Annotated in this window: 26 protein-coding genes; 8 read left to right on the top strand and 18 right to left on the bottom strand. The window is 35.1% G+C overall.

What is annotated here, in order from left to right; all coding sequences use genetic code 11:
* Positions 1 to 14 precede the first annotated feature (14 nt).
* Positions 15 to 416 (top strand): DUF2721 domain-containing protein, encoded by a 402-nt coding sequence (locus tag H9L01_RS06940; RefSeq protein ID WP_187533236.1) that lies wholly within the window; start codon positions 15 to 17, stop codon positions 414 to 416.
* Positions 417 to 528: 112 nt separating this feature from the next.
* Here the strand turns inward: H9L01_RS06940 and H9L01_RS10695 are convergent, their stop codons facing one another.
* From H9L01_RS10695 to H9L01_RS06925, 4 genes are all read right to left on the bottom strand, one after another.
* On the bottom strand, positions 529 to 930 hold the full coding sequence (locus H9L01_RS10695; protein ID WP_223151011.1) for an AAA family ATPase: 402 nt from the start codon (positions 928 to 930) through the stop codon (positions 529 to 531).
* Between the two features lie 66 nt (positions 931 to 996).
* The gene (locus tag H9L01_RS10690; protein ID WP_223151010.1) at positions 997 to 1,395 is read right to left on the bottom strand and encodes an ATP-binding protein; all 399 of its coding nucleotides are present in this window, start codon (positions 1,393 to 1,395) and stop codon (positions 997 to 999) included.
* Positions 1,396 to 1,623: 228 nt separating this feature from the next.
* Positions 1,624 to 1,848, bottom strand: coding sequence for a hypothetical protein (locus H9L01_RS06930; protein ID WP_187533235.1), 225 nt, complete (start codon positions 1,846 to 1,848; stop codon positions 1,624 to 1,626).
* A gap of 38 nt (positions 1,849 to 1,886) precedes the next feature.
* On the bottom strand, positions 1,887 to 2,726 hold the full coding sequence (locus tag H9L01_RS06925; protein ID WP_187533234.1) for a LysR family transcriptional regulator: 840 nt from the start codon (positions 2,724 to 2,726) through the stop codon (positions 1,887 to 1,889).
* Between the two features lie 91 nt (positions 2,727 to 2,817).
* Between H9L01_RS06925 and H9L01_RS06920 the strand changes: the two genes are divergently transcribed.
* Positions 2,818 to 3,426, top strand: a complete 609-nt coding sequence (locus H9L01_RS06920) for a histidine phosphatase family protein (protein WP_187533233.1) — start codon at positions 2,818 to 2,820, stop codon at positions 3,424 to 3,426.
* A 35-nt stretch (positions 3,427 to 3,461) separates the two neighbouring features.
* Here the strand turns inward: H9L01_RS06920 and H9L01_RS06915 are convergent, their stop codons facing one another.
* The 4 genes from H9L01_RS06915 to H9L01_RS06900 are packed head-to-tail and all read right to left on the bottom strand — an operon-like array spanning position 3,462 to position 5,165.
* A complete protein-coding gene (locus H9L01_RS06915; RefSeq protein WP_187533232.1) occupies positions 3,462 to 4,226 on the bottom strand; it encodes an SDR family oxidoreductase in 765 nt (254 codons plus the stop codon).
* A gap of 21 nt (positions 4,227 to 4,247) precedes the next feature.
* The gene (locus tag H9L01_RS06910) at positions 4,248 to 4,478 is read right to left on the bottom strand and encodes a DUF3955 domain-containing protein (RefSeq protein WP_223151009.1); all 231 of its coding nucleotides are present in this window, start codon (positions 4,476 to 4,478) and stop codon (positions 4,248 to 4,250) included.
* A 1-nt stretch (position 4,479) separates the two neighbouring features.
* Positions 4,480 to 4,695, bottom strand: a complete 216-nt coding sequence (locus H9L01_RS06905; RefSeq protein WP_187533231.1) for a helix-turn-helix domain-containing protein — start codon at positions 4,693 to 4,695, stop codon at positions 4,480 to 4,482.
* Positions 4,695 to 5,165 carry a DUF2975 domain-containing protein gene (locus H9L01_RS06900; RefSeq protein WP_187533230.1) on the bottom strand — a complete coding sequence of 157 codons (471 nt, stop codon included), beginning with the start codon at positions 5,163 to 5,165 and terminating at the stop codon, positions 4,695 to 4,697. The genes H9L01_RS06905 and H9L01_RS06900 overlap by 1 nt, the downstream gene beginning before the upstream one ends.
* Positions 5,166 to 5,338: 173 nt before the next feature.
* On the opposite strand from H9L01_RS06900, the gene H9L01_RS06895 reads away from it, so the two are divergent.
* The 3 genes from H9L01_RS06895 to H9L01_RS06885 are packed head-to-tail and all read left to right on the top strand — an operon-like array spanning position 5,339 to position 7,090.
* Positions 5,339 to 5,656 (top strand): PadR family transcriptional regulator, encoded by a 318-nt coding sequence (locus H9L01_RS06895; protein WP_187533229.1) that lies wholly within the window; start codon positions 5,339 to 5,341, stop codon positions 5,654 to 5,656.
* Positions 5,653 to 6,234 carry a DUF1700 domain-containing protein gene (locus tag H9L01_RS06890; RefSeq protein WP_187533228.1) on the top strand — a complete coding sequence of 194 codons (582 nt, stop codon included), beginning with the start codon at positions 5,653 to 5,655 and terminating at the stop codon, positions 6,232 to 6,234. The genes H9L01_RS06895 and H9L01_RS06890 overlap by 4 nt, the downstream gene beginning before the upstream one ends.
* Positions 6,224 to 7,090: a DUF4097 family beta strand repeat-containing protein gene (locus tag H9L01_RS06885; protein ID WP_187533227.1), complete on the top strand. Its 867-nt coding sequence runs from the start codon at positions 6,224 to 6,226 to the stop codon at positions 7,088 to 7,090. The genes H9L01_RS06890 and H9L01_RS06885 overlap by 11 nt, the downstream gene beginning before the upstream one ends.
* Positions 7,091 to 7,115: 25 nt before the next feature.
* Here the strand turns inward: H9L01_RS06885 and H9L01_RS06880 are convergent, their stop codons facing one another.
* Positions 7,116 to 7,472 carry a hypothetical protein gene (locus tag H9L01_RS06880; RefSeq protein WP_187533226.1) on the bottom strand — a complete coding sequence of 119 codons (357 nt, stop codon included), beginning with the start codon at positions 7,470 to 7,472 and terminating at the stop codon, positions 7,116 to 7,118.
* A gap of 93 nt (positions 7,473 to 7,565) precedes the next feature.
* Here H9L01_RS06880 and H9L01_RS06875 point away from each other — a divergent pair, with 93 nt between their 5' ends.
* Positions 7,566 to 8,612 carry a M24 family metallopeptidase gene (locus H9L01_RS06875; RefSeq protein WP_187533225.1) on the top strand — a complete coding sequence of 349 codons (1,047 nt, stop codon included), beginning with the start codon at positions 7,566 to 7,568 and terminating at the stop codon, positions 8,610 to 8,612.
* A 194-nt stretch (positions 8,613 to 8,806) separates the two neighbouring features.
* Here H9L01_RS06875 and H9L01_RS06870 read toward each other — a convergent pair whose 3' ends face one another.
* Positions 8,807 to 9,286 (bottom strand): peptidylprolyl isomerase, encoded by a 480-nt coding sequence (locus H9L01_RS06870; RefSeq protein ID WP_187533224.1) that lies wholly within the window; start codon positions 9,284 to 9,286, stop codon positions 8,807 to 8,809.
* 58 nt (positions 9,287 to 9,344) lie between these two features.
* Between H9L01_RS06870 and chbG the strand changes: the two genes are divergently transcribed.
* Together chbG and H9L01_RS06860 are read left to right on the top strand one after the other, a co-directional pair.
* Positions 9,345 to 10,055: a chitin disaccharide deacetylase gene (gene chbG / locus H9L01_RS06865; RefSeq protein WP_187533223.1), complete on the top strand. Its 711-nt coding sequence runs from the start codon at positions 9,345 to 9,347 to the stop codon at positions 10,053 to 10,055.
* 93 nt (positions 10,056 to 10,148) lie between these two features.
* Positions 10,149 to 10,859, top strand: a complete 711-nt coding sequence (locus H9L01_RS06860; RefSeq protein WP_187533222.1) for a GntR family transcriptional regulator — start codon at positions 10,149 to 10,151, stop codon at positions 10,857 to 10,859.
* Positions 10,860 to 10,985: 126 nt separating this feature from the next.
* Here the strand turns inward: H9L01_RS06860 and H9L01_RS06855 are convergent, their stop codons facing one another.
* The 8 genes from H9L01_RS06855 to H9L01_RS06820 form a co-directional block, all read right to left on the bottom strand.
* Positions 10,986 to 11,171, bottom strand: a complete 186-nt coding sequence (locus tag H9L01_RS06855; protein ID WP_187533221.1) for a hypothetical protein — start codon at positions 11,169 to 11,171, stop codon at positions 10,986 to 10,988.
* Between the two features lie 32 nt (positions 11,172 to 11,203).
* On the bottom strand, positions 11,204 to 11,641 hold the full coding sequence (locus H9L01_RS06850; RefSeq protein WP_187533220.1) for an SRPBCC domain-containing protein: 438 nt from the start codon (positions 11,639 to 11,641) through the stop codon (positions 11,204 to 11,206).
* A gap of 76 nt (positions 11,642 to 11,717) precedes the next feature.
* Positions 11,718 to 13,091 (bottom strand): PTS sugar transporter subunit IIC, encoded by a 1,374-nt coding sequence (locus H9L01_RS06845; protein ID WP_187533219.1) that lies wholly within the window; start codon positions 13,089 to 13,091, stop codon positions 11,718 to 11,720.
* A 293-nt stretch (positions 13,092 to 13,384) separates the two neighbouring features.
* A complete protein-coding gene (locus H9L01_RS06840; RefSeq protein ID WP_187533218.1) occupies positions 13,385 to 14,503 on the bottom strand; it encodes a M42 family metallopeptidase in 1,119 nt (372 codons plus the stop codon).
* A 287-nt stretch (positions 14,504 to 14,790) separates the two neighbouring features.
* Positions 14,791 to 16,629, bottom strand: coding sequence for an ABC transporter ATP-binding protein (locus H9L01_RS06835; RefSeq protein WP_187533217.1), 1,839 nt, complete (start codon positions 16,627 to 16,629; stop codon positions 14,791 to 14,793).
* The gene (locus tag H9L01_RS06830) at positions 16,619 to 18,415 is read right to left on the bottom strand and encodes an ABC transporter ATP-binding protein (RefSeq protein ID WP_187533216.1); all 1,797 of its coding nucleotides are present in this window, start codon (positions 18,413 to 18,415) and stop codon (positions 16,619 to 16,621) included. The genes H9L01_RS06835 and H9L01_RS06830 overlap by 11 nt, the downstream gene beginning before the upstream one ends.
* A gap of 10 nt (positions 18,416 to 18,425) precedes the next feature.
* Positions 18,426 to 18,926 carry a Gx transporter family protein gene (locus H9L01_RS06825; protein ID WP_187533215.1) on the bottom strand — a complete coding sequence of 167 codons (501 nt, stop codon included), beginning with the start codon at positions 18,924 to 18,926 and terminating at the stop codon, positions 18,426 to 18,428.
* The gene (locus H9L01_RS06820) at positions 18,923 to 19,303 is read right to left on the bottom strand and encodes a NusG domain II-containing protein (protein ID WP_187533214.1); all 381 of its coding nucleotides are present in this window, start codon (positions 19,301 to 19,303) and stop codon (positions 18,923 to 18,925) included. The genes H9L01_RS06825 and H9L01_RS06820 overlap by 4 nt, the downstream gene beginning before the upstream one ends.
* Positions 19,304 to 19,339: the final 36 nt, after the last annotated feature.

Below are 19,339 nucleotides of genomic sequence, written 5' to 3'. Positions count from 1 at the left end.
AAGGAGATATTATTATGGATTTCACATTACAGACACCCGCTTTGGTTTTTCCAGCAATTTCACTCTTGATGCTTGCCTACACTAACCGCTTTGTTGTTCTCGCTGGTTTGATTCGAGACCTTTATGAGAAGCATCGAGAAACACCTCAAAAACAAATATTAGATCAAATTACCAACCTTAATCGACGCATGGATATTATTAAAAAAATGCAAGTTTGTGGAGCCCTCTCATTTATTACTGCAGCAATCAGTATGCTACTCTCTATGCTTCATCAATACTTAGCTTCAAAAGTTATTTTTACTATCAGTCTTGTATTTCTCGTTGTATCGCTTACTTATTTACTTAAAGAGCTCAGCATTTCTATTGAAGCACTTCAAATTCAACTGGATGACTTGAAAGACAAAACAAACGAATAATTACATTTCATTCACTTATAGAAAGCCGTGACCTCTCATCTAAGAAGCCACGGTTTTTTTATAGTTAGATTATATAGCGTAAAAAAATCAAAAATAATAAGAGATACAAAAACTATTTCTTATTGAACAAATGCTCTCGTTCTTGAAATAACTTATGGTATTCTTGAATACTCTCAAGTTCATGCCATTTCTTAGTCTTTGCTGGAACTTCATCTAAATCATAAATAGTTGCATCTGTAAGGCTCAACAAAAATGGTGAATGAGTTGATAATATAAATTGACAGTTATAGAAACGTGCTGACTCTTCAATAAACTTACTGAGTTTTCTTTGATTTGCCGCAGATAAACTATTTTCAGGTTCATCTAAGATATAAAGACTGTTTTCTGTTATTTCCTTTTGCCAGAACATAAGCGCTGATTCCCCATTGGATTGTTCTTGTAACGTATTAGTCATGAGCTTATCACGAACATAGCGAGACATTGTCTTACTTCTTGCCTCTACCTTTTCCTTCAAACTATCATAAGTGTCCAAAGTATTTATTGCTCTCGTATCATATTTAGCATCAAGGTACTGTTGACTCTACATTTCTTTTTTTCGATCTACTCCCGTATTAATAGCACGTATATTTAAGAGATAGTCAAAAATATCGTCACTCGTTATCACCTTAATTTCCTGAGGTAAATCAATTCCAAATTCAAAGTCGCAACTTTCAACGTAATTATCAAAAAACACACCTTTATTAAGTGGTGTAATTCGTTTTGCTTCACACTTTTGAGCAATGATATTTAGGATAGTACTTTTACCCGATCCATTATTTCCATAGAAAATAGTGATCGGAGAAAAAGACAATGTTTCTAATTGCTTAGCTGGAAATATCCCTAGTGGATAGCGGTCTACATAAATGTTTCTTTGTTCGGATTCATATACTTTCTGTTCACCAATATCATTTAATAGTTGAAATGATCTTAAATAAACCATACATACCTCCCTTATTCACAGACATTACTTTATTTGTATTATTCAAAATTTTTTCTTTGAAATCCGTCAATTAATTTATAGATTTAGTATAACACGATAAGCGTTAAAATATTATTAAGCAAAAATAGAGAGAATAGCAAACCTTAGATAGGTCCTAAAATAAAAAAACAACCACGATGATTGATACTTATCGTAGTTGTGCCTCATTATTTTACTAATAAATTTTCGTTAAATATCTTCATGCCATATTTGGCGAAGATTAACGCCCTTTGGAAATGTTTTTGTTGAATCATCACTAAATGTTACTTCGACAATATAGTCTTCTTCATCATCAGATTGGGATACCCATTCTACCCATTCAATTGATGGCGATAAGCTTTCATCTTCATAAATAATTCGATACCCCTCATTTAAATTCTCAGATAATACAGATATAATTTTTGACTGATCCATATAATTCTCCTTTTTAAAATTTGTATCAAACTTTTGGATTAAGCGTTTTTCTTCAACGTTTCAGAAATTCGTTTCGCAAAGGAAACAAGTTCTTGATATTGCGGATGGTTTTTCTTTACACACATGAAATAATTATTACTGATACTTGTTTCTTTAATGTAAAGACCATCTTGATAACGTCTAATCAGTGCAGATGGAACAAGACCGACAATATCCGCATTGAAAAGTAGTGCATTCACAATTTCGCCTGTATTCTCTACTTCAAGTGAAATCGCCCCGAACTCTTCATCGCAAAATCTGTTTACAACATCACGCAAATGAGAGTCTGAACTTGCCACGACAAACTGATGATTCTCTAATCCAGATTCTGAACTCGAAGCTAAAATCAATTGGTCTTCAAAGATTCGTATCGTCTCTACATTCTTCAAATTTAATGATTCCTGATCAGAACTAATAATTGCAAGATCACAGCGCCCTTGACGTAGTGAATCCAAAACTTTCTTAGACCCTGAAACACTGTGTTCGATTTTTAAATCATGATTATGATTTCGTAATAATCTCAATGCATCTGGTAGTAATAAGTGCATTGCTAAAAAGTTCCCTTCGATTCTAAGAACTTGTTCTTGTCTCAATAAAGATTCCATTTTAGGAACATCAACCTCGAAAAGTTGTGCAGCTTCCTTATATAGTCTTTCCCCTACAGGTGTAAGTTTTAAATATCTTCCCTCTTTTTGGAATAAACGTACATGATACATTTGTTCCAGTTTTTTTATCTGTGCTGTCACAGATGGCTGACTTATCGCTAAGTCCTTTGATGCTTGGGTTACGGAACCTGTTTTCGCAACCACATAAAAAAGTTTTAACCAATGTAAATTCATATTTTCACCCATACAATTAATATATGTAACTATTATAATATGTATTCGTAAATTTTGATAGAGTGAATTATACTATTTCTGGAGGTAATGAATGAAAACTACAATATTTATTATTAGACATGGAAAAACAGTATGGAATTTAGAGAAAAAAATGCAAGGAAGCCTTAACTCACCACTTACAGAAGAAGGTGTTTTTCAGGCAAATTGTCTTGCTAAAAGAATGAGCAATCACAACATTGATGCCATTTACTCAAGTTCGAGTCCACGTGCTATTGAGACTGCTGAGCATGTGTTTCCTAATCGAGACTTCGCTGTATCTGATGCGATTGCAGAGATAAACATGGGCGCATGGGAAGGTAAAACTTTTTCTTGGATTGATGAAACATATCCAGAACAATGGCACAATTTTTTCAAAGATCCAATCCACTATCAACCTATTGATGGCGAAACCTATCTCGAAGTTAATGATCGTGTTTCACCATTCGTCAAAAATGTATTAGAGAATCATCAGGGCCAAACAATCGCACTTGTAAGCCACCGTATTACATCAAAATTAATTATTCAAGAATTAATGAACCACGACTTCGAACTTTTAGGAGATCAAGAAGATATATTATCAACAAGTCTCACTAAAATAGTAATTGAAGATGGGATCCCAACCCTTGAATTTAGAAGTAACATTGATCACTATGATATATAGAACAAAGACATTATCCCGCAAGAGATAATGTCTTTTTAACGTGTAAATCCACCTTCACTCGCAATGATTTGACCTGTTATCCAGCTCGATTCATCACTTTGTAAAAACGCTACTAAGTTTGCGGCATCTTCTGGCACTCCCCATCGTTTTGCTGGGAACATATTTTTAATCCGTTCATAGTCATCACCACTCGCATAACCCGTATCCGTAGGTCCAGGGTTTATGGCATTTACTTGAATGTTTTTAGGTGCTAGAGCATACGATGCCTGATTCGTGATACCAATGATTGCATCCTTCGACACTGCATACGCAATTTCTTGTGTCATTGGTCCGAGATACTGACCACTTGTAAATAAAGTGATTGCACCACGATTACCATCTACCAATTGTTCAGAAAAATTCTGAATTAATAATAAATTGCCAGTTACATTCGTATTAAGATGCTTGTTTATCTCATCTTCTTTTAGTTCACCAAAACTTCCTTGAGTCGAATAAGCATGATTTAAGACTAATCCATGTATTACACCGTACTTTTCATTTACAAATTCTATTAGCGACTCACAGTTACGTCCTGATGAGAGATCAGAAGACGGCGCCACAAAGATATTTTCGTGTTTTTTGCAAAACTCAGAAGGAAATGAATCGTCCGAATCACTATACTTTGCTTCAATATCAAAATCACTATGCCCATGGATGATAACTTTTGCACCTGACTCACTTAACTTCAGTGCAATTGCAGCTCCAATACCACCCAATCGACTCACTCCTGTAACAAGTATTGTTTTACCATCTAGCTTCATTTTAACACCCCACTTTCATTACTAGTTTGAGACTTGTTTTAATGTTGTTTTCTTTCTTAGTTTAATTACAATTGCATTGATAATTGTGAGAATAGTACCACCCAATATGCTAAAAGTACCCAAACCTATTAAATAAAATGTTTCATGAAGTATCCCCTGTTCATCTATATATTCTGGGGAAGCAGATTTAATTGCTAGTAAAATAAATCCTAATAGTATTAGACCAATCGTAAAGTTATATAATTTTTTCATTTTAATTATCCTCTTTTTCGTATCGTAAGATATCCCCTGGCTGACATGCCAAGACATCACAGATTTTCGCAAGTGTATCAAAACGAATCGCTTTTGCTTTTCCAGTCTTTAGAATCGAGACATTCGAAATAGTGATGCCAATCAACTCCGATAGTTCCGTTACGGTCATTTTTCTTTTCGCAAGCATGACATCTAGATCTACAATAATCTCGCCCATTAGATGACCAACCTACTTTCTTCTTCTAATTTGTAATTCTTTTGAATTAGATAGGAACAAACGGTACAAATAGCACTTGCACCCAAACCAACTACCACAATACTGAAGCCAATCAAGAATACAAAACTTGATAAATTGCTTGATAGTGTAAATATCAATAGCATGACAATGTAAATAATGGCGTTAATGAGAGCATAGTATGCAATCCTTTTAAAATGCTTTGCATTTTCGATATTAGTTATTTCTGTTGCTTTAGTTCTCAGAATGATGCGCACCAGTTCATAAACTGATAAAAAATATGTTGCGGCAGTTAGATATATAATCCCAACCCAAATCTTGATCGAATTTGTATCAAGATCAGTCATTTGGATTCGAATCTGTTTTGGCATTTCGTTGACCAAAACAATACCAATTAAAATCAATACAACTGCTAAAATCTGTGATATTAGATAAAACTCTTTTCGTTTCATAACATCCTCCACAATCAAATAATATCATATTTTTCTCAAAACGCAACAATTATTTATTGTTTTTCAATAAATAAAGCATGAAACACAACAAATTACAATTTAACTAATAAATATTGAAAGGTACCTTGTAATGCAAGATACTATGTGGTACCATTTATCCAGGCGGTGACGATATGAATACACAATTCAAAAAAGGTGTTCTTGAATTATGTGTGCTTTCGCTTCTATTAGAAAGAGATTATTATGGCTACGAAATTATAAGTACAGTTTCTGAGACCATTGAAATATCTGAAGGAACTATGTATCCCCTATTAAAAAGATTAAGGGACGATGGTTATGTCACAACACGATTGGTTGAATCTGATCAAGGCCCTTCTCGAAAGTACTACTCACTAACACCTATAGGAAGAACTTACACACAAGAAAAAATTGATGAATGGTATACATTTACCGATCATGTGAATACATTACTGAAAGGAACTAAAGTATGAAAAGAATTGAATATATAGATACTTTAAAAAGGCATTTACAATCACTTCCTCAAGACGAACTTGATGAAATAATAAATGACTTAAACGAACATTTTGATTTTGCTCAAGCAGAAGGAAAATCAGAAGAAGAAATATGTACTCTTTTAGGGAGTCCCATTGAAATGGCGAAACAGTATCTCCCTGAAAGCGAAAAAACAAACAACACGCGTAATGAATCATTTCAGTATGTGAATGAGAGCTCCGATGTAAATTCAACACTAAGAATTATTATTGGTATTTGTGCTTCAGTAATTCTAATTGGACCTGTAATTGGACTTTATGCTACTTTATTTACAATGTGTATTGTTGGACTTGTCTTAATACTCTGTTCTGTCATCACAGTATTCGGATTTTTCATGACTTTAATTACAGGTATATCATTCTTTAACATTCTACTATTAGCATTGGGTATTGCAATGATTGGTGTCGCAGTTACATGGTTATCATGGTATGCACTCCTCGCGTTCCATCGTCTTGTCATGAGATTGATCCGACTTGCATTTAGAACTAAATCTGGAGGCCATTACTATGCGTCGTAAAAATAAAATTTGGATTGCTTTAGGAATTTTCTTCCTTGGTATCTTCCTCGTCGTTCTTGCAATTGGTAATCTTGGCGGCGATATTATAAACAGTTTTAATCGTCCTGTGATTGTAAATTCTAGTTTTACTCAGCGAGAAGAAACCTTTAATTTAAATAGTAAGCTAGAAATCGAACTGAGCCAAATGAATAAACTCGAAATTATGTTCACAGAGACAGATACTCCAAAAGTTAACGTCAGCGGCGACTTACAAGATTTTAAAATCATTGAAGCTCAAGGATCAACATACATTAAATCATCCGATCAAATTTGTACCAATAATATAACGTTTGCTTGTACAGAAGCACAAATTGATTCAATGGTTGTCTCACTACCACTCAATTACGACGGTAGTATCTCTGTGAAGTCGGTAAATGGTGATATTACGATAACGAGTGACGAACTACAATCACTCAAATCCGTGAAAATTGATGCCTTGCACACCAATACTTCGATGAAAAACATCAATACAAACCTCGAGATTAATGGAGCAAAGGTTACAGGATCTTTCGATAATTTTGGTGGTACTGCACGAATTGATGCGCTAACTGCAGATTTATTACTCATGAATCTCGCTGAGACAAGTGATTTTGAACTGAATGCCTTAAATTCTTCCATGGACATCAAAACAGCAGAGGTGAATTATAATGTTGATACGAATGGTTTACATAATGAACTAAATGATACCCTTCACAACAAGATTCAAAAAAATACACTTACCAGTGTACATTCCCGATATAATTCCTCAATAGAAAATACGCCTTATATCAGAATTAATATCGATGGATTAAAAAACAATGTGATGATTCATCAATAAAAAACCACGGATTATCCGTGGTTTTCTAATGCATCAAACGATTATCATCTTTAATATATTCTATAAATTCTTTAACCGCATCAAAAATCATTTTGATTTCCTCAGGATTCATAGCTTCCACATCTCTAATGAGGAAGTATTCAACGATAGGAAGAATATCTTCTTCTTCCATAGAGTCTTTAAATGCTGTGACAAAATGAATAATTTGCTCTGATATTTGGTTATCAGAAACTTTAGTTTCAATTTCCTGAGTGATCCCTTCGAAATTATCTTCAATTTCAAAAAGATTTATCGGTCTAAAAGGTGGGATAATAATCTGAATTGATGAATCAGCTGGATTTCGATTAACGATAATAACTTGTGATTGTTGCATTTCTTTCATATATATCATCCTTTCAATTAAATAGTATCATAATTTTCTAATCATTGCATTCTATACTGCTTGACACCTATAATAGTCACAGGAGGATTTGTTATGTCACGAATTAATCGATTACAAAGCAGTATGAGGGTGAATCAACTACTCATAACTGACCCAATTATGATTTTTTATTATACAGGTTTGAGATATGATGTCGGAGAACGTTTCATTGGTGTGTATGTTCCCAAAGAAGGTGAACCAACTTTTTTCATCAATAAATTATTTGAAATTCCTAGTGAATACAATACCATTCCATTTGAGGACAGTGATGATATCACAAGCATTTTATTAGCTAATATCAATGCGCATGAAACACTTGCAGTTGACGGCAATTGTTCAGCAAAGTTTATTATCCCACTCATTGAAACAGTAAAATTAGAAAATGCTTCGCTTTATCTTGAAGCTGTTCGCAATATAAAAGATGCATCCGAAATAGAAATCATGAAAGAAGCTTCAAACTTAAATGACCAAATTATGGAATCATTAAAAGAATATTTTGTCGAGGGTATTTCTGAAATAGAACTTGCAGAAATTATTCGTAAAAAACAAAGCACGGATCCCCTTACTGGAGTAAGTTTCGAACCCATCGCCCTCTTTAGCGAAAACATTGCGGACCCTCATGGGATTCCTTCAAACCGAAAGCTCAAAAAAGGTGATGTCATTCAGATTGACATGGGTGGCATTTACAAGGGGTACTGTTCAGATATGACACGTTGTTTCTTCTTCGGTGATAATTCCGAATTAGAGAAAATCTATAACATTGTTTTAGAAGCAAATTTAAATGCGATTGCAACCGTTAAACCCGGTATCCCTTTATCCGAAGTTGATAAGGCCGCACGAAGTGTTATTGAGCAAGCTGGATATGGTCCCTACTTTGTTCACCGTACGGGACACGGAATCGGAATTGAGTGTCACGAAAATCTCAATGTCAGTTCAACAAATGATACGATAATCAAAGAAGGTATGTGCTTCTCAATTGAGCCAGGAATCTATATAGAAGGACTCGGAGGAATTCGCATTGAAGACCTCATTTGTGTGACAAAAGATGGTGGTTTCGTAATGAATCATGCGCCAAAAGAATTTTCTATGATAAGCCTGTGAAAGGTTTGTGAAATCGACTCAAATCGTTTTACATCTTCATAAAATCGCGTTATGATATTCATGCAATCACAAGATTGTAATGCTTTACATCCCCTCAAAGCATTGGCAGCGAAAGCTGCCTCTTTTTTTTACCCTCCTGAAGAAAAATTAACCAAAAGAAAACAGTTCACTGATTTGTAAACTGTTTTCTTTTTTTAGATAAGTTCGATTTTTTGAATTTTTTGATCTTCAAATGGTCGATCGTTATGATTGCGTTTTACTGCGACAATTTCATCCACTACATCAAGGCCTTCAATCACCTTTCCAAATGAAGCGTATTGTCCATCTAAATGTGGTGAGTCTTGAGCCATAATAAAGAATTGACTTCCAGCAGAGTTAGGATCCATAGCACGTGCCATTGATAAAATTCCTTTAGTATGTCTTAAATCATTCTTGAAACCGTTTGAAGTGAATTCCCCTTCAATTTGGTATCCTGGACCACCCATACCTGTTCCATCAGGGCATCCGCCTTGAATCATGAATCCTGGAATAACACGGTGGAAGATGAGTCCATCATAGAACCCTTCTTTAACTAGTTTAACAAAATTCGCAACTGTTTTTGGAGCAATATCTTCATAAAGTTCCGCAACCATTTCTTTACCATTTTCCATGGTGATTTTAATTGTATAATTCATAATATACCTCCACAAATATGATACCAAACATGGTATAATTTTACTAGGAGGAATTCAAATGAAAGTTATAGTAAATGCCGATGATTTTGGTTTAACTCACGGCGGAAACAAAGCAATTATTGAAGCATACCAAGATGGTATTTTAACATCAACAACTTTGATGGCAAATACCAAGTATACTGAAGAAGCAATTGAACTTGCAAAGGAAAATCCTGGCCTTGGAGTCGGAGTACATATGGTTCTCACAACTCAAAGTCCTCTATTAAAATCTCATAAAACATTAGTTAAAGAAGATGGTAGTTTCAAGTTTAGACCTGATACTATTGACGAGTCTATTGATCTTGAAGAACTCTACAACGAATGGGATGCACAAATTGCATCAATCGTTAAACATATTCCGATTGATCATCTTGATTCCCATCATCATGTCCATCTTGTACCTCGTCTAAGACCCGTAGCTGAAAAGCTCGCTAAGAAGTATAATGTTCCATTCCGATCTGATCGTACTGTATTACCAAACGAAGTGGATTGCGAAAATCATTTCTATAAAGCTGGCGTCACAAAAGAATACTTTGTAAACCTCTTTGAAGATAAAAAATACGAAGCAGTAGATATCATGACTCATCCTGCATATGTAGATGACTACTTACGTTCAATTTCAAGTTATGCTGAATGGCGTATGGATGAATTAAAAATCATGACAGATCCAGAATTAAAAGAAATTGCGAAAGCAAATGGTGTCGAATTTATTAAATATTCCGACCTATAAAATTTGTAAATACCTATTAAGGCTTGCCAATTGTGGTAAAGCCTTTTATTATGGTATAATATCAATAGAATCATGTAAAATATGGAGGTCAGAATGACTCATAAGTACAAAACTATCAGCCAAGAACTCGAAGAAAAAATTCTTACCGGGTATTATCATGCGGGTAGTAAGCTCCCAACAGAAGAAGAATTAATTCATGAGTACAATGTCAGTCGTAATACAATACGTAAAGCAATTGATAATCTCGTGAAAAAAGGACATATCATGCCTGTCCAAGGTAGTGGATTGTTCATCCGTGATGTATCGTATAAAAACGCGATTAATCTTGAAAATTTTAAAGGGTTAACTGCTGATCATCAAGGCAATACAGTTACAACTGAGCTTTTAGAATTCAAGGAAATTCAAGCAAATAAAGAAATTGCGGAAATCATGAAATGTGAAGAAGGACAAGAACTCTATTACATTAACCGTTTAAGAATTATCGATGGAAAACAGTGGGTTGTAGAATACTCTTATTTCAATAAAGAGTACATCCCTTATCTAAATCGTGAAATTATCTTAGATTCAATCTATCAATATATCCAAACTGGTCTTAAAAAACAAATTGGTTACGTTGACCGCGTGATTGAAGCAGCACCTCTAAATGAAAAGGATGCAAAGCTACTTGGACTTGAAGTTGGTGACCCTGCACTTATATCAACCAACAAATCAATGTTTAAAACAGGTGAAATTTTCGATTACTCTATCGACGTACATCATTATAAATACACCCGTTTCCTTAAACTATCAAATCTACTCTACTAAACGCATTTCGATGCGTTTTTTTTTATGAAGGCATAAAAAAAGAAAATCTAACCACCCCGTAGATTTTCTAGATATGATATTTTTGGTTGGGTAAAAGGAATACCTGTTTACAACTTCATTGAGGATCTACTCTGCTGTAACTGTAAAGTATAAAGCACGACCCATTTCGGAACCCTTGATAAGATTCTTGACATGTCTAACTGCTTTTTCTGTATCAGGATTAGTGCACTCAAAGTACAACTTCATGCCTTCAGTTTTAACATGTCTAAATTCAAAATCATCAATGGTATAACCATCAACAAGTTCTACCATAAAATCTCTTTTAAGAGGAGAAGATACTACTATCATAATTCATCATCACTTTCTATCATTACTTTTAAACTTTCAAGACGACGTCGGAATTTTTTCTTTGTAGATCGTCGCAAAATCGGAAGCGAAAAGAAAGAAAAATTCATTGAACGTAATTTACTCTTTTTTCCTTCACCAGATTCATAAAATGTCAGGTAAGTACCGTTATCAGCTTCATCAGCTTCAAACTCATAATGGCTTTCAACCAGATCTTTACCACTTTCTGAAGTCATCACAAGATGTTTTTCTTTATCAACAGTTGTGATTTTTTGACTTACAGTCATAGTTTTTCCTGTAAAGTTTAAGGTTTCAGCTGTAGTTTCTTTCCCTAAAATCTTTGAGGGACTACATTTAAATGCTTTTGCAAACTGAAGTTCAACGAAATCCCAGACTTCATTGATTGGTTTTTCAATATAAATCGTCTCTTTTATCATAATTACTCCTTAACACAAGTCCTGTATATTAATTATACAGGACTTGCGTACAAAACACTAATTTTTTAGGTTAATACTATGCTTCTTTATTGATCTTACTATCTGCACTGTTAGCAACAAATACGAATGGTACGTAAATTGCAAATGCGATTACTAAGTTCAATGTAGCAATAAGTCCAGCACCCCAACTAAAGTTTGTTGCAAGTAGAGCATTTAAAATTGGAGGTGTTGTCCATGGAATTGAGTTAACAATTGGACCTGCAAATCCAGTTTTTGATGCATAGAATGCAATCATAGCTAGAATAGGTTGGTTAATTACAAATGGAATCAAGTAGATTGGGTTCAACACAATTGGAATACCAAATAATACTGGTTCGTTAATCATGAAGATACCTGGAGCAAGACTGAGTCGAGCAACTTCTTTTTGATCTCTAACTTTTGAGAATAGTAGGATAGCGATAATCAATGGCAATGTAGCCCCTGATCCACCATGGTATACATATGCATCCCATGATCCGCTTACCCAGAATGCTAATTTGTTATCAGCTAATGGGTTCGCACTAATTTCGCGAATACCTTGTTCGTATGCTTGTAAGTTATGGTTTTGTAAGTTTCCATAAATTGGACTTGTAACTGCAGCAAGTAAGTTTGCTCCGTGAAGTCCGAAGAACCATAGCAATGGTACAAGTGTTGAAATAATTAACACTAATACTGGTCCTTGTGAAATACTTGAGAATGGTAATGCAATATAGTATTCAAAAATCATAAAGACTGTTGTTGGAGCATCTCCAAACATTGTTTCCATTCCTGAAAATGGAATCTTAACAAGTAAGAATTTAAATGCCGCAATAATTACAAGTACAAGTGTACCTGGAATAATACCCATGAATCCACGTGAAACTGCTGGTGGAACAGTGTCTGGCATTTTGATTGTCCAGTTTTTATTTACAATTCCGAAATAAATTGCAGGAACAATAAGTCCTACCAATAATGCAACGAAGACACCTTGACTACCAAGATAGTGACCTACCCATGGAGCAACAACTGTATTCTTACGGCTTAAAGCACCTAAGATGATGTATGCTCCCATTGCGATAGTACCTGTGATTAAAGCATCTTGATCTTCAGCTTGTGCACGTAAGTATGCAATTGCAAAGGTTAATGCTAACCCAAGCATTGATAATGTACCAGCATCGATACTTCCTAGGATTGGGGAAATGTATGTACCAAAGAATTGGTAAAGTCCACTTTCACCTGCTCCTGTCAATTCAGCAATCAAACTTGTTGGGCTGAATACAACGTTGTTCAGTAACAATGCAATAGCACCAGCCATAACAAGTGGCATTAATGCTGCAAATCCGTCACGAATCGCTACTAAATGGCGTTGATTACCAATTTTCGCTGCAATCGGAACGAGTTTATCTTCGAAAAACTGTATTATGTTATCCATAATATCCTCCTGTCTCCTATTAGCCAATTCCCAGTTGGCTACTATAATGTATTTGACACCAATTTCTAAGTTGTAGGTACCAATTACAAACGTATTATACATAATATTATAATGTTTGTAAAGGCTTACTTCACAAATTAGTTTGTTATTTTCTTTTGCGTGATTTTTTGATATTCAATATTACACTCTTTACATTCATTTATGACAAAAGTAGTTAAATAATTTCGTTTCTTCACCGATTACACATAATTATCACACAAGAAAAAAAAACAGCCTTTCGACTGTTTTGAGTATTATCGTTTGTAATTTGTAAGTTCTGTTAGAACATTTGCATCACAGCGACGGCAGAACTCAGCTAAAAGCTTTACAGTATCTGCATAATCTTTGCGGTGAACAATTCCGTAATGTGAGTGAATGTAACGAGTAGGAATAGAAATTGATAATGTAATAACACCATCATGAACTTTATGAATCTCTCCAGAATCTGTTCCACCCGCTGCAAGAACTTCGAATTGGTAATCAATTCCCATCTCATCTGCAAGATCTTGAAGATGATACATAAGGCCTTTATGACCAATATAGGATGAGTCCATGACTTCAAATGTAGTTCCAACACCTAACTTAATTCGGTTGTCTTCACCTGGTGTATCAGTAGCAATCGTTGTATCAATTGTGATTGCGATATCTGGATTAATTTTTTGTGCAGCTGTTTTTGCCCCTCTAAGGCCAACTTCTTCTTGAACTGTTCCTACAGAATAGATATGTGCATCTGTTGATTCATTTTGGAGTTCACGAAGAACATCTACAACGATTGCTGCACCAATTCTGTTATCCCATGCTTTTGACATTAAGTAGTTTGGGTTTGCAAGAACATGGAAGTCTGCTTTAGGAGTAATTGGATCACCAATTTGAATACCTAATAGTTCAACTTCTTCTTTAGAAGCCACACCTAGGTCTACGAATAAATCTTTAATATCCATAACTTTGTTACGAACAGCAGGTGCCATGCCGTGAGGCGCTTTAGAACCCACCACACCGACGTATAACTTGCCATCGCGAGTTTGGATAGTAACCGGTTGAGATAAGAGCACATGAGGCCACCAGCCGCCTACTGGATGAATGCGAAGGTAACCATTCGGTTCGATATCACGAACTAAGAAACCAATTTCATCAATATGTCCTGCAAACATAATTTTAGGACCACCATTAGTACCATTTTTATGAGCGATAATAGAACCTAAGTTATCATAAGTAACATCATCTGCAGAATCTTTAACCCATGAGTTAAAAACTTCCGCAACGTCGCGTTCATGACCTGAAATACCATTTGTTAAGGTAAAGTCAGCCAACATGTTTAAGTTAACATCTCCATAAGCTTCTTCAAGCTTGATTGATTCATTCTTTTTTGTCATTATTTCATCTCCTACTTTGATTTAAAAATGTGCAAGACTGGTCATTTTTGACATATAAACAATCTTCCGCACCTTTAATTTGTGACATATGTTTATAACATGTGTTATCATACCACAAACATTCCAAGCTAGCATCCAAAACGATAGCCAATTTTGATAAAAAATAGTCAAAGTTTATAAATTGTCTTTTCTACTTCTATCCATTCTATAGTGTCTTTACACCTTAAGATAGTCCATAAAAAAGAACCAACAGCTCTCTAATCGAGAATCTGTTGGCTCTTAGATACTTAAAGTTCAGTCATCAGTATTTTTTCTTGGTCTTCATTAAATTGGTTTGTATATAAGTTATAGTAATAACCTTCTAAAGCCAAGAGTTCTTGATGCGTACCATCTTCAATAATTTTACCTTCGCGAATAACTAAGATTCGATCCGCACTTACGATAGTTGAAAGGCGGTGCGCAATAATAAAACTCGTTTTCTCACGAAGAACATTTTCAACAGCATTTTGAATGATTGCTTCAGTTTCAGTATCGATAGAAGATGTGGCTTCATCAAGAATAAAGATGGATGGCTGTGCAATGAGCGCACGCGCAAATGAAATAAGTTGTTTTTGACCAGTCGATAAACGACCACCACCCTCTCCTACATCTGTATTGTAACCATCCTCTAATTCCATAATAAACTCATGTGCATCCACCAGCTTCGCTGCTTCAATGATTTCCTCATCCGTGGCATCTAAGCGACCATAACGAATATTGTCGCTTACAGAGCCTGAGAACAAGTGTGGTGCTTGCAAGACATATCCAAGATTTGAATGGAGCCATCCAATGGAACGTTCACGATAATCAACACCATCAATTAAAAGTTCTCCTGCCTTCGGTTCATAGAATCGACAAATAAGATTCACAATCGTACTCTTACCCGATCCTGTTTCACCTACTAAGGCAATTCGCTTCTTTGGTTCAACCTTAAGATTAAAGTTTGTCAAGATAGGTTCTTCCTTGTTATAGTAAAAATCGACATTTTTAAATTCAATATCACCAGTAATTGGTTCATATGCTGCTTCATTGGGTTCTAAGATCGTACCATACTTCGCAATAACTTCATCTGAATCAACGAGATCCGATTCCATTTCAAGTAAAGAGAGAACACGTTCAGCAGAAGCTTGTGCCATTTGTAGTGATGCCAAGATTCCAGAAATATTTCGTAATGGTTCAAAGAACTGATTTGCATACTGTGTAAACATCAGTAAAGTACCAATTTGAATGACACCTTGCAAGACTTGGTTTCCACCCGCCCAAATAACACCTGCATTACCCAGCGATGATAAGAGAATAACAATCGGTACATACATCGCGTTAAAGATAATAGCACGCATTGATTTCTCTTTCATTTCTTGAGTAAGACTTACAAATTCAGAATAATGAAGTTCTTCCAATGCCATTGTTTTTGTTGTTTTCGCTCCGGATATCCCTTCACTAAATCCACTTGTTATTTTAGAGTTTACAGAACGAACTTTACGATAGTTACGTAAGATTCTTTTTTGAAACCATGCACTCACATAATAAACAAATGGAACGACAACGATGACAACAAGCGCCAGTTTCCAGTTGAGAATAAGCATTACGATAACCAACATGACCATCATAAATGCACCCCATATTAAATCAATGAAACTCCAAGATAAAATTTCAGAAAGCCGAGCAATATCACTCGTTACACGAGCCATGATCCATCCAGTTGGTGTTGTATCATAGTATGAGAACGACAAGTTTTGAAGTTTTTCCATCGCATTTTGTCGTGTTTCATAACTGACATTCATTTCAACCGATCCCGACCGATTAATAAATTGGTAGATAAGATATGCTTGGAGAATAACAAGCAAGGCATATCCAAGTGTAAATAAGACTATCTCTCGTGTAGAACCTTGTCCTGTATAGAAAACATCGATAGCATATCGATTTAGAATGGGTAGCGTTACAGTAATCATCGCCTCACCCATGACAAATAAAAGTGCAGTAAACATTAATTTTTTATTATTTTTTAAAAGTCCGAGAATCTTACGCCATAAATGGGTATCGAGATTCTCATTTTGAAAAGATTCTTCTTCAAAATTAGGATTCATAATCACGATCCTCCTTTGTTACATTTTGAATTTCAGCAATCGTATGATAGAGACCTTCTTGATTCATAAGTTCGGCATGCGTTCCTGTTTGAACAATTTCGCCTTTATTAATAACTAAAATCTTATCAGCATTTTGTGCCGAGTTCACACGGTGCGTAATGATAATTGTTGTGGCATTGCCATTTTCCTTTTGTAATGCTGCGCGAATCTTCGCATCGGTTTCAGAATCCAATGCAGATAAGGAATCGTCAAAGATTACAATTGGTTGTTTGTTGATAACAGTTCGTGCAATCGCAACGCGTTGTTTTTGCCCACCACTTAAAGTTACCCCTTTTTCTCCAACCATCGTTTCATATCCTTGATCAAATGATTCAATCACATCATGGACTGAAGCAATCTGAGCTGCTTGATGAACTTCAAATTCTAATGCTTCAGGTGTTGCAACACGGATGTTTTCATAAATTGATTTTGAGAAAAGATAAGGTTCTTGAAGCACAATACCCACTTTAGAGCGAATGTATCGGGGAGCAATTTCATTAATATTTGTTCCATCGATAATGATATTACCCTTGGTTACATCATAGATTCGTGTTAGTAAGTGAACTAAACTTGATTTACCAGATCCTGTAGGACCCATAATTGCTACTGTCTGTCCCGCATCAATGGTGAATGACACATCATTTAAGACATTAGAATGACCATCATCATACATAAAGGACACATTATCGAACACAATGTTTCCTTTGATTTCTGGTTGAATTCCTTTATCAAGTTCTTCAGGTTCAACATCAAGAATTTCTTCAAGTCGGTCAATAGCAACTGTAACTTTCCCCATATCGGAAATAATACGACCCACATTACGAATTGGCCATAAAACCATACTAATATAAGAAACAAACACGATTGCATTCCCAACGCTCATTGCTCCGCTTCTTACTTCAAAGATACTTGCGATAAGTACTAATAAGATTTGGAGGAAGCAGATTAAATCGGAAACACCCCAATAGACAGCCAACAACTCAATGAGGTGACGTGTTTTATCACGATAATCTCGATTCTTACGTTCAAATTTTTCCAATTCAAAACGTTCACGATTAAATGCTTTAACGACACGAACGGCATCTAATGACTCTTGAAATACATTGGATAGTTCTGCTTCAGCTTCGTCACTCTCTTTAAAGAGAACTTGCATTTTTTTAAAGAAAACGAATGCAAAAACAAAGATGATAGGAAAAGCAATCATTGAAATCCATGCCATTTTTACATTGATTTTAAAGAGAACTGTCACGGAGATGATAACCATCAACACCGCATACATAAGTTCACGAATTTGATTGTTTAAGAAACGATTAATTTGATCAACATCTGATGTACAGCGTTGAATTAAATCTCCAGTTTTAGAGTTCACATGATATGTGTACGGTAATATTTGAAGATGTTGGTACAGATGATTTCTAACATTTTCTGTAAAAGTCTCTGCGAAAGTTCCCATTGACTGTCCTCTTATGAAAAGAGCCAGTCCACTCACCATATTCAAAACAACAACGGCTAACGCAAGAATCCAAAGATTATTTTGTAAGGTTGAAACGCCTCCCAAGGACGTAACAAGAGATTGTTGAAAGGGTTGTGTTATGGGTGTAGTACCGATGACATGATCAACGGTAAACTGTAATAATAAGGGATTGATAAGTACAACCCCAACGTATACGAAAGATACCAAGAGCACAATCAATAAATGATATTGAACGCCTTGGGTATACTTTGAAATAAATTTGATATGTTTCATGGTTTACCTCTTATGAAATTTTAAAACGTTTATTTATAGCTTGTACAAGGTAACCGGTAAGAATTCCTGTTGGAATTCCTAACAATAACATGATAGGCAAGTAACTGATCATGAATGGTGAATTAAAATAAAAGACAATCACAAGGATCTGGCCGACATTATGAAACGTTGCGGACGCAGCAGAAATTCCAACTTCTGACATATTTGTGAATTTTCTAAATAATACGACCATCGTACAGCTTACTAATGACCCAATAAATGCGGGCCAAAAACCTGCTCCTAAAAATGTTCCCCTTACAAGTGAAACTAAAAGTACACGCATAATGTTGACAATATACATTTCACGTACACCTAAAAAATACAGTGCAAAAAGTCCTAATACATTTGCAAGTCCCAGTTTAATTCCAGGAAAAGCAAACGGTAATGATGGCTCAAGCATGTTAACGATCATTGCCATCCCAAGTAGCATCGTTAACAAAGTGAGTCTCTTTGTTTTGTTTTGTGGTTTCATCGTATGAATATATCCTCTTCAGGTGTTGTACTTTGGATTGCTTGAACTTCGATAATGATTTTATTTGGTAAGCAAACGATTGGGACATTCGTTTTATTAACCCAGCCTTGAAGGGAACAATAGTTCAATGGAGAAATTTCGTCAGCGACGCGAATCTGTCCATCTTTTACTTCAATGACTACGTCTCCTTTTTCGCCCTTAACGGTATGAAAGCCATTTGAATTCATGTTAATTCGAAGTACTTCTTTATCTTTATAGGTAACAACTGCTTGGGTTGTATCACTGTTAATGACTTCTGCTAGTTTACCCGTTACAAAGAACAAAGAGATAGCAAGAACAAAGACAATTCCAATGAAAATTTTATCTGAACGATTCATAATTTCTCCTTTCCAGTATGTACATGATTCTATCAT

It is taken from the genome of Erysipelothrix inopinata, assembly GCF_014396165.1.
Taxonomy (GTDB): domain Bacteria; phylum Bacillota_I; class Bacilli_A; order Erysipelotrichales; family Erysipelotrichaceae; genus Erysipelothrix; species Erysipelothrix inopinata.
This window is presented reverse-complemented; position numbering and strand designations above follow the sequence as displayed.

Coding starts and splice junctions, on each gene's coding strand:
- H9L01_RS06940 (WP_187533236.1), top strand. CDS start 15: ATGGATTTCACATTACAGACACCCGCTTTGGTTTTTCCAGCAATTTCA.
- H9L01_RS10690 (WP_223151010.1), bottom strand. CDS start 1,395: ATGGTTTATTTAAGATCATTTCAACTATTAAATGATATTGGTGAACAG.
- H9L01_RS06930 (WP_187533235.1), bottom strand. CDS start 1,848: ATGGATCAGTCAAAAATTATATCTGTATTATCTGAGAATTTAAATGAG.
- H9L01_RS06925 (WP_187533234.1), bottom strand. CDS start 2,726: ATGAATTTACATTGGTTAAAACTTTTTTATGTGGTTGCGAAAACAGGT.
- H9L01_RS06920 (WP_187533233.1), top strand. CDS start 2,818: ATGAAAACTACAATATTTATTATTAGACATGGAAAAACAGTATGGAAT.
- H9L01_RS06915 (WP_187533232.1), bottom strand. CDS start 4,226: ATGAAGCTAGATGGTAAAACAATACTTGTTACAGGAGTGAGTCGATTG.
- H9L01_RS06910 (WP_223151009.1), bottom strand. CDS start 4,478: ATGAAAAAATTATATAACTTTACGATTGGTCTAATACTATTAGGATTT.
- H9L01_RS06905 (WP_187533231.1), bottom strand. CDS start 4,695: ATGGGCGAGATTATTGTAGATCTAGATGTCATGCTTGCGAAAAGAAAA.
- H9L01_RS06900 (WP_187533230.1), bottom strand. CDS start 5,165: ATGAAACGAAAAGAGTTTTATCTAATATCACAGATTTTAGCAGTTGTA.
- H9L01_RS06895 (WP_187533229.1), top strand. CDS start 5,339: ATGAATACACAATTCAAAAAAGGTGTTCTTGAATTATGTGTGCTTTCG.
- H9L01_RS06890 (WP_187533228.1), top strand. CDS start 5,653: ATGAAAAGAATTGAATATATAGATACTTTAAAAAGGCATTTACAATCA.
- H9L01_RS06885 (WP_187533227.1), top strand. CDS start 6,224: ATGCGTCGTAAAAATAAAATTTGGATTGCTTTAGGAATTTTCTTCCTT.
- H9L01_RS06880 (WP_187533226.1), bottom strand. CDS start 7,472: ATGAAAGAAATGCAACAATCACAAGTTATTATCGTTAATCGAAATCCA.
- H9L01_RS06875 (WP_187533225.1), top strand. CDS start 7,566: ATGTCACGAATTAATCGATTACAAAGCAGTATGAGGGTGAATCAACTA.
- H9L01_RS06870 (WP_187533224.1), bottom strand. CDS start 9,286: ATGAATTATACAATTAAAATCACCATGGAAAATGGTAAAGAAATGGTT.
- chbG (WP_187533223.1), top strand. CDS start 9,345: ATGAAAGTTATAGTAAATGCCGATGATTTTGGTTTAACTCACGGCGGA.
- H9L01_RS06860 (WP_187533222.1), top strand. CDS start 10,149: ATGACTCATAAGTACAAAACTATCAGCCAAGAACTCGAAGAAAAAATT.
- H9L01_RS06855 (WP_187533221.1), bottom strand. CDS start 11,171: ATGGTAGAACTTGTTGATGGTTATACCATTGATGATTTTGAATTTAGA.
- H9L01_RS06850 (WP_187533220.1), bottom strand. CDS start 11,641: ATGATAAAAGAGACGATTTATATTGAAAAACCAATCAATGAAGTCTGG.
- H9L01_RS06845 (WP_187533219.1), bottom strand. CDS start 13,091: ATGGATAACATAATACAGTTTTTCGAAGATAAACTCGTTCCGATTGCA.
- H9L01_RS06840 (WP_187533218.1), bottom strand. CDS start 14,503: ATGACAAAAAAGAATGAATCAATCAAGCTTGAAGAAGCTTATGGAGAT.
- H9L01_RS06835 (WP_187533217.1), bottom strand. CDS start 16,629: ATGAATCCTAATTTTGAAGAAGAATCTTTTCAAAATGAGAATCTCGAT.
- H9L01_RS06830 (WP_187533216.1), bottom strand. CDS start 18,415: ATGAAACATATCAAATTTATTTCAAAGTATACCCAAGGCGTTCAATAT.
- H9L01_RS06825 (WP_187533215.1), bottom strand. CDS start 18,926: ATGAAACCACAAAACAAAACAAAGAGACTCACTTTGTTAACGATGCTA.
- H9L01_RS06820 (WP_187533214.1), bottom strand. CDS start 19,303: ATGAATCGTTCAGATAAAATTTTCATTGGAATTGTCTTTGTTCTTGCT.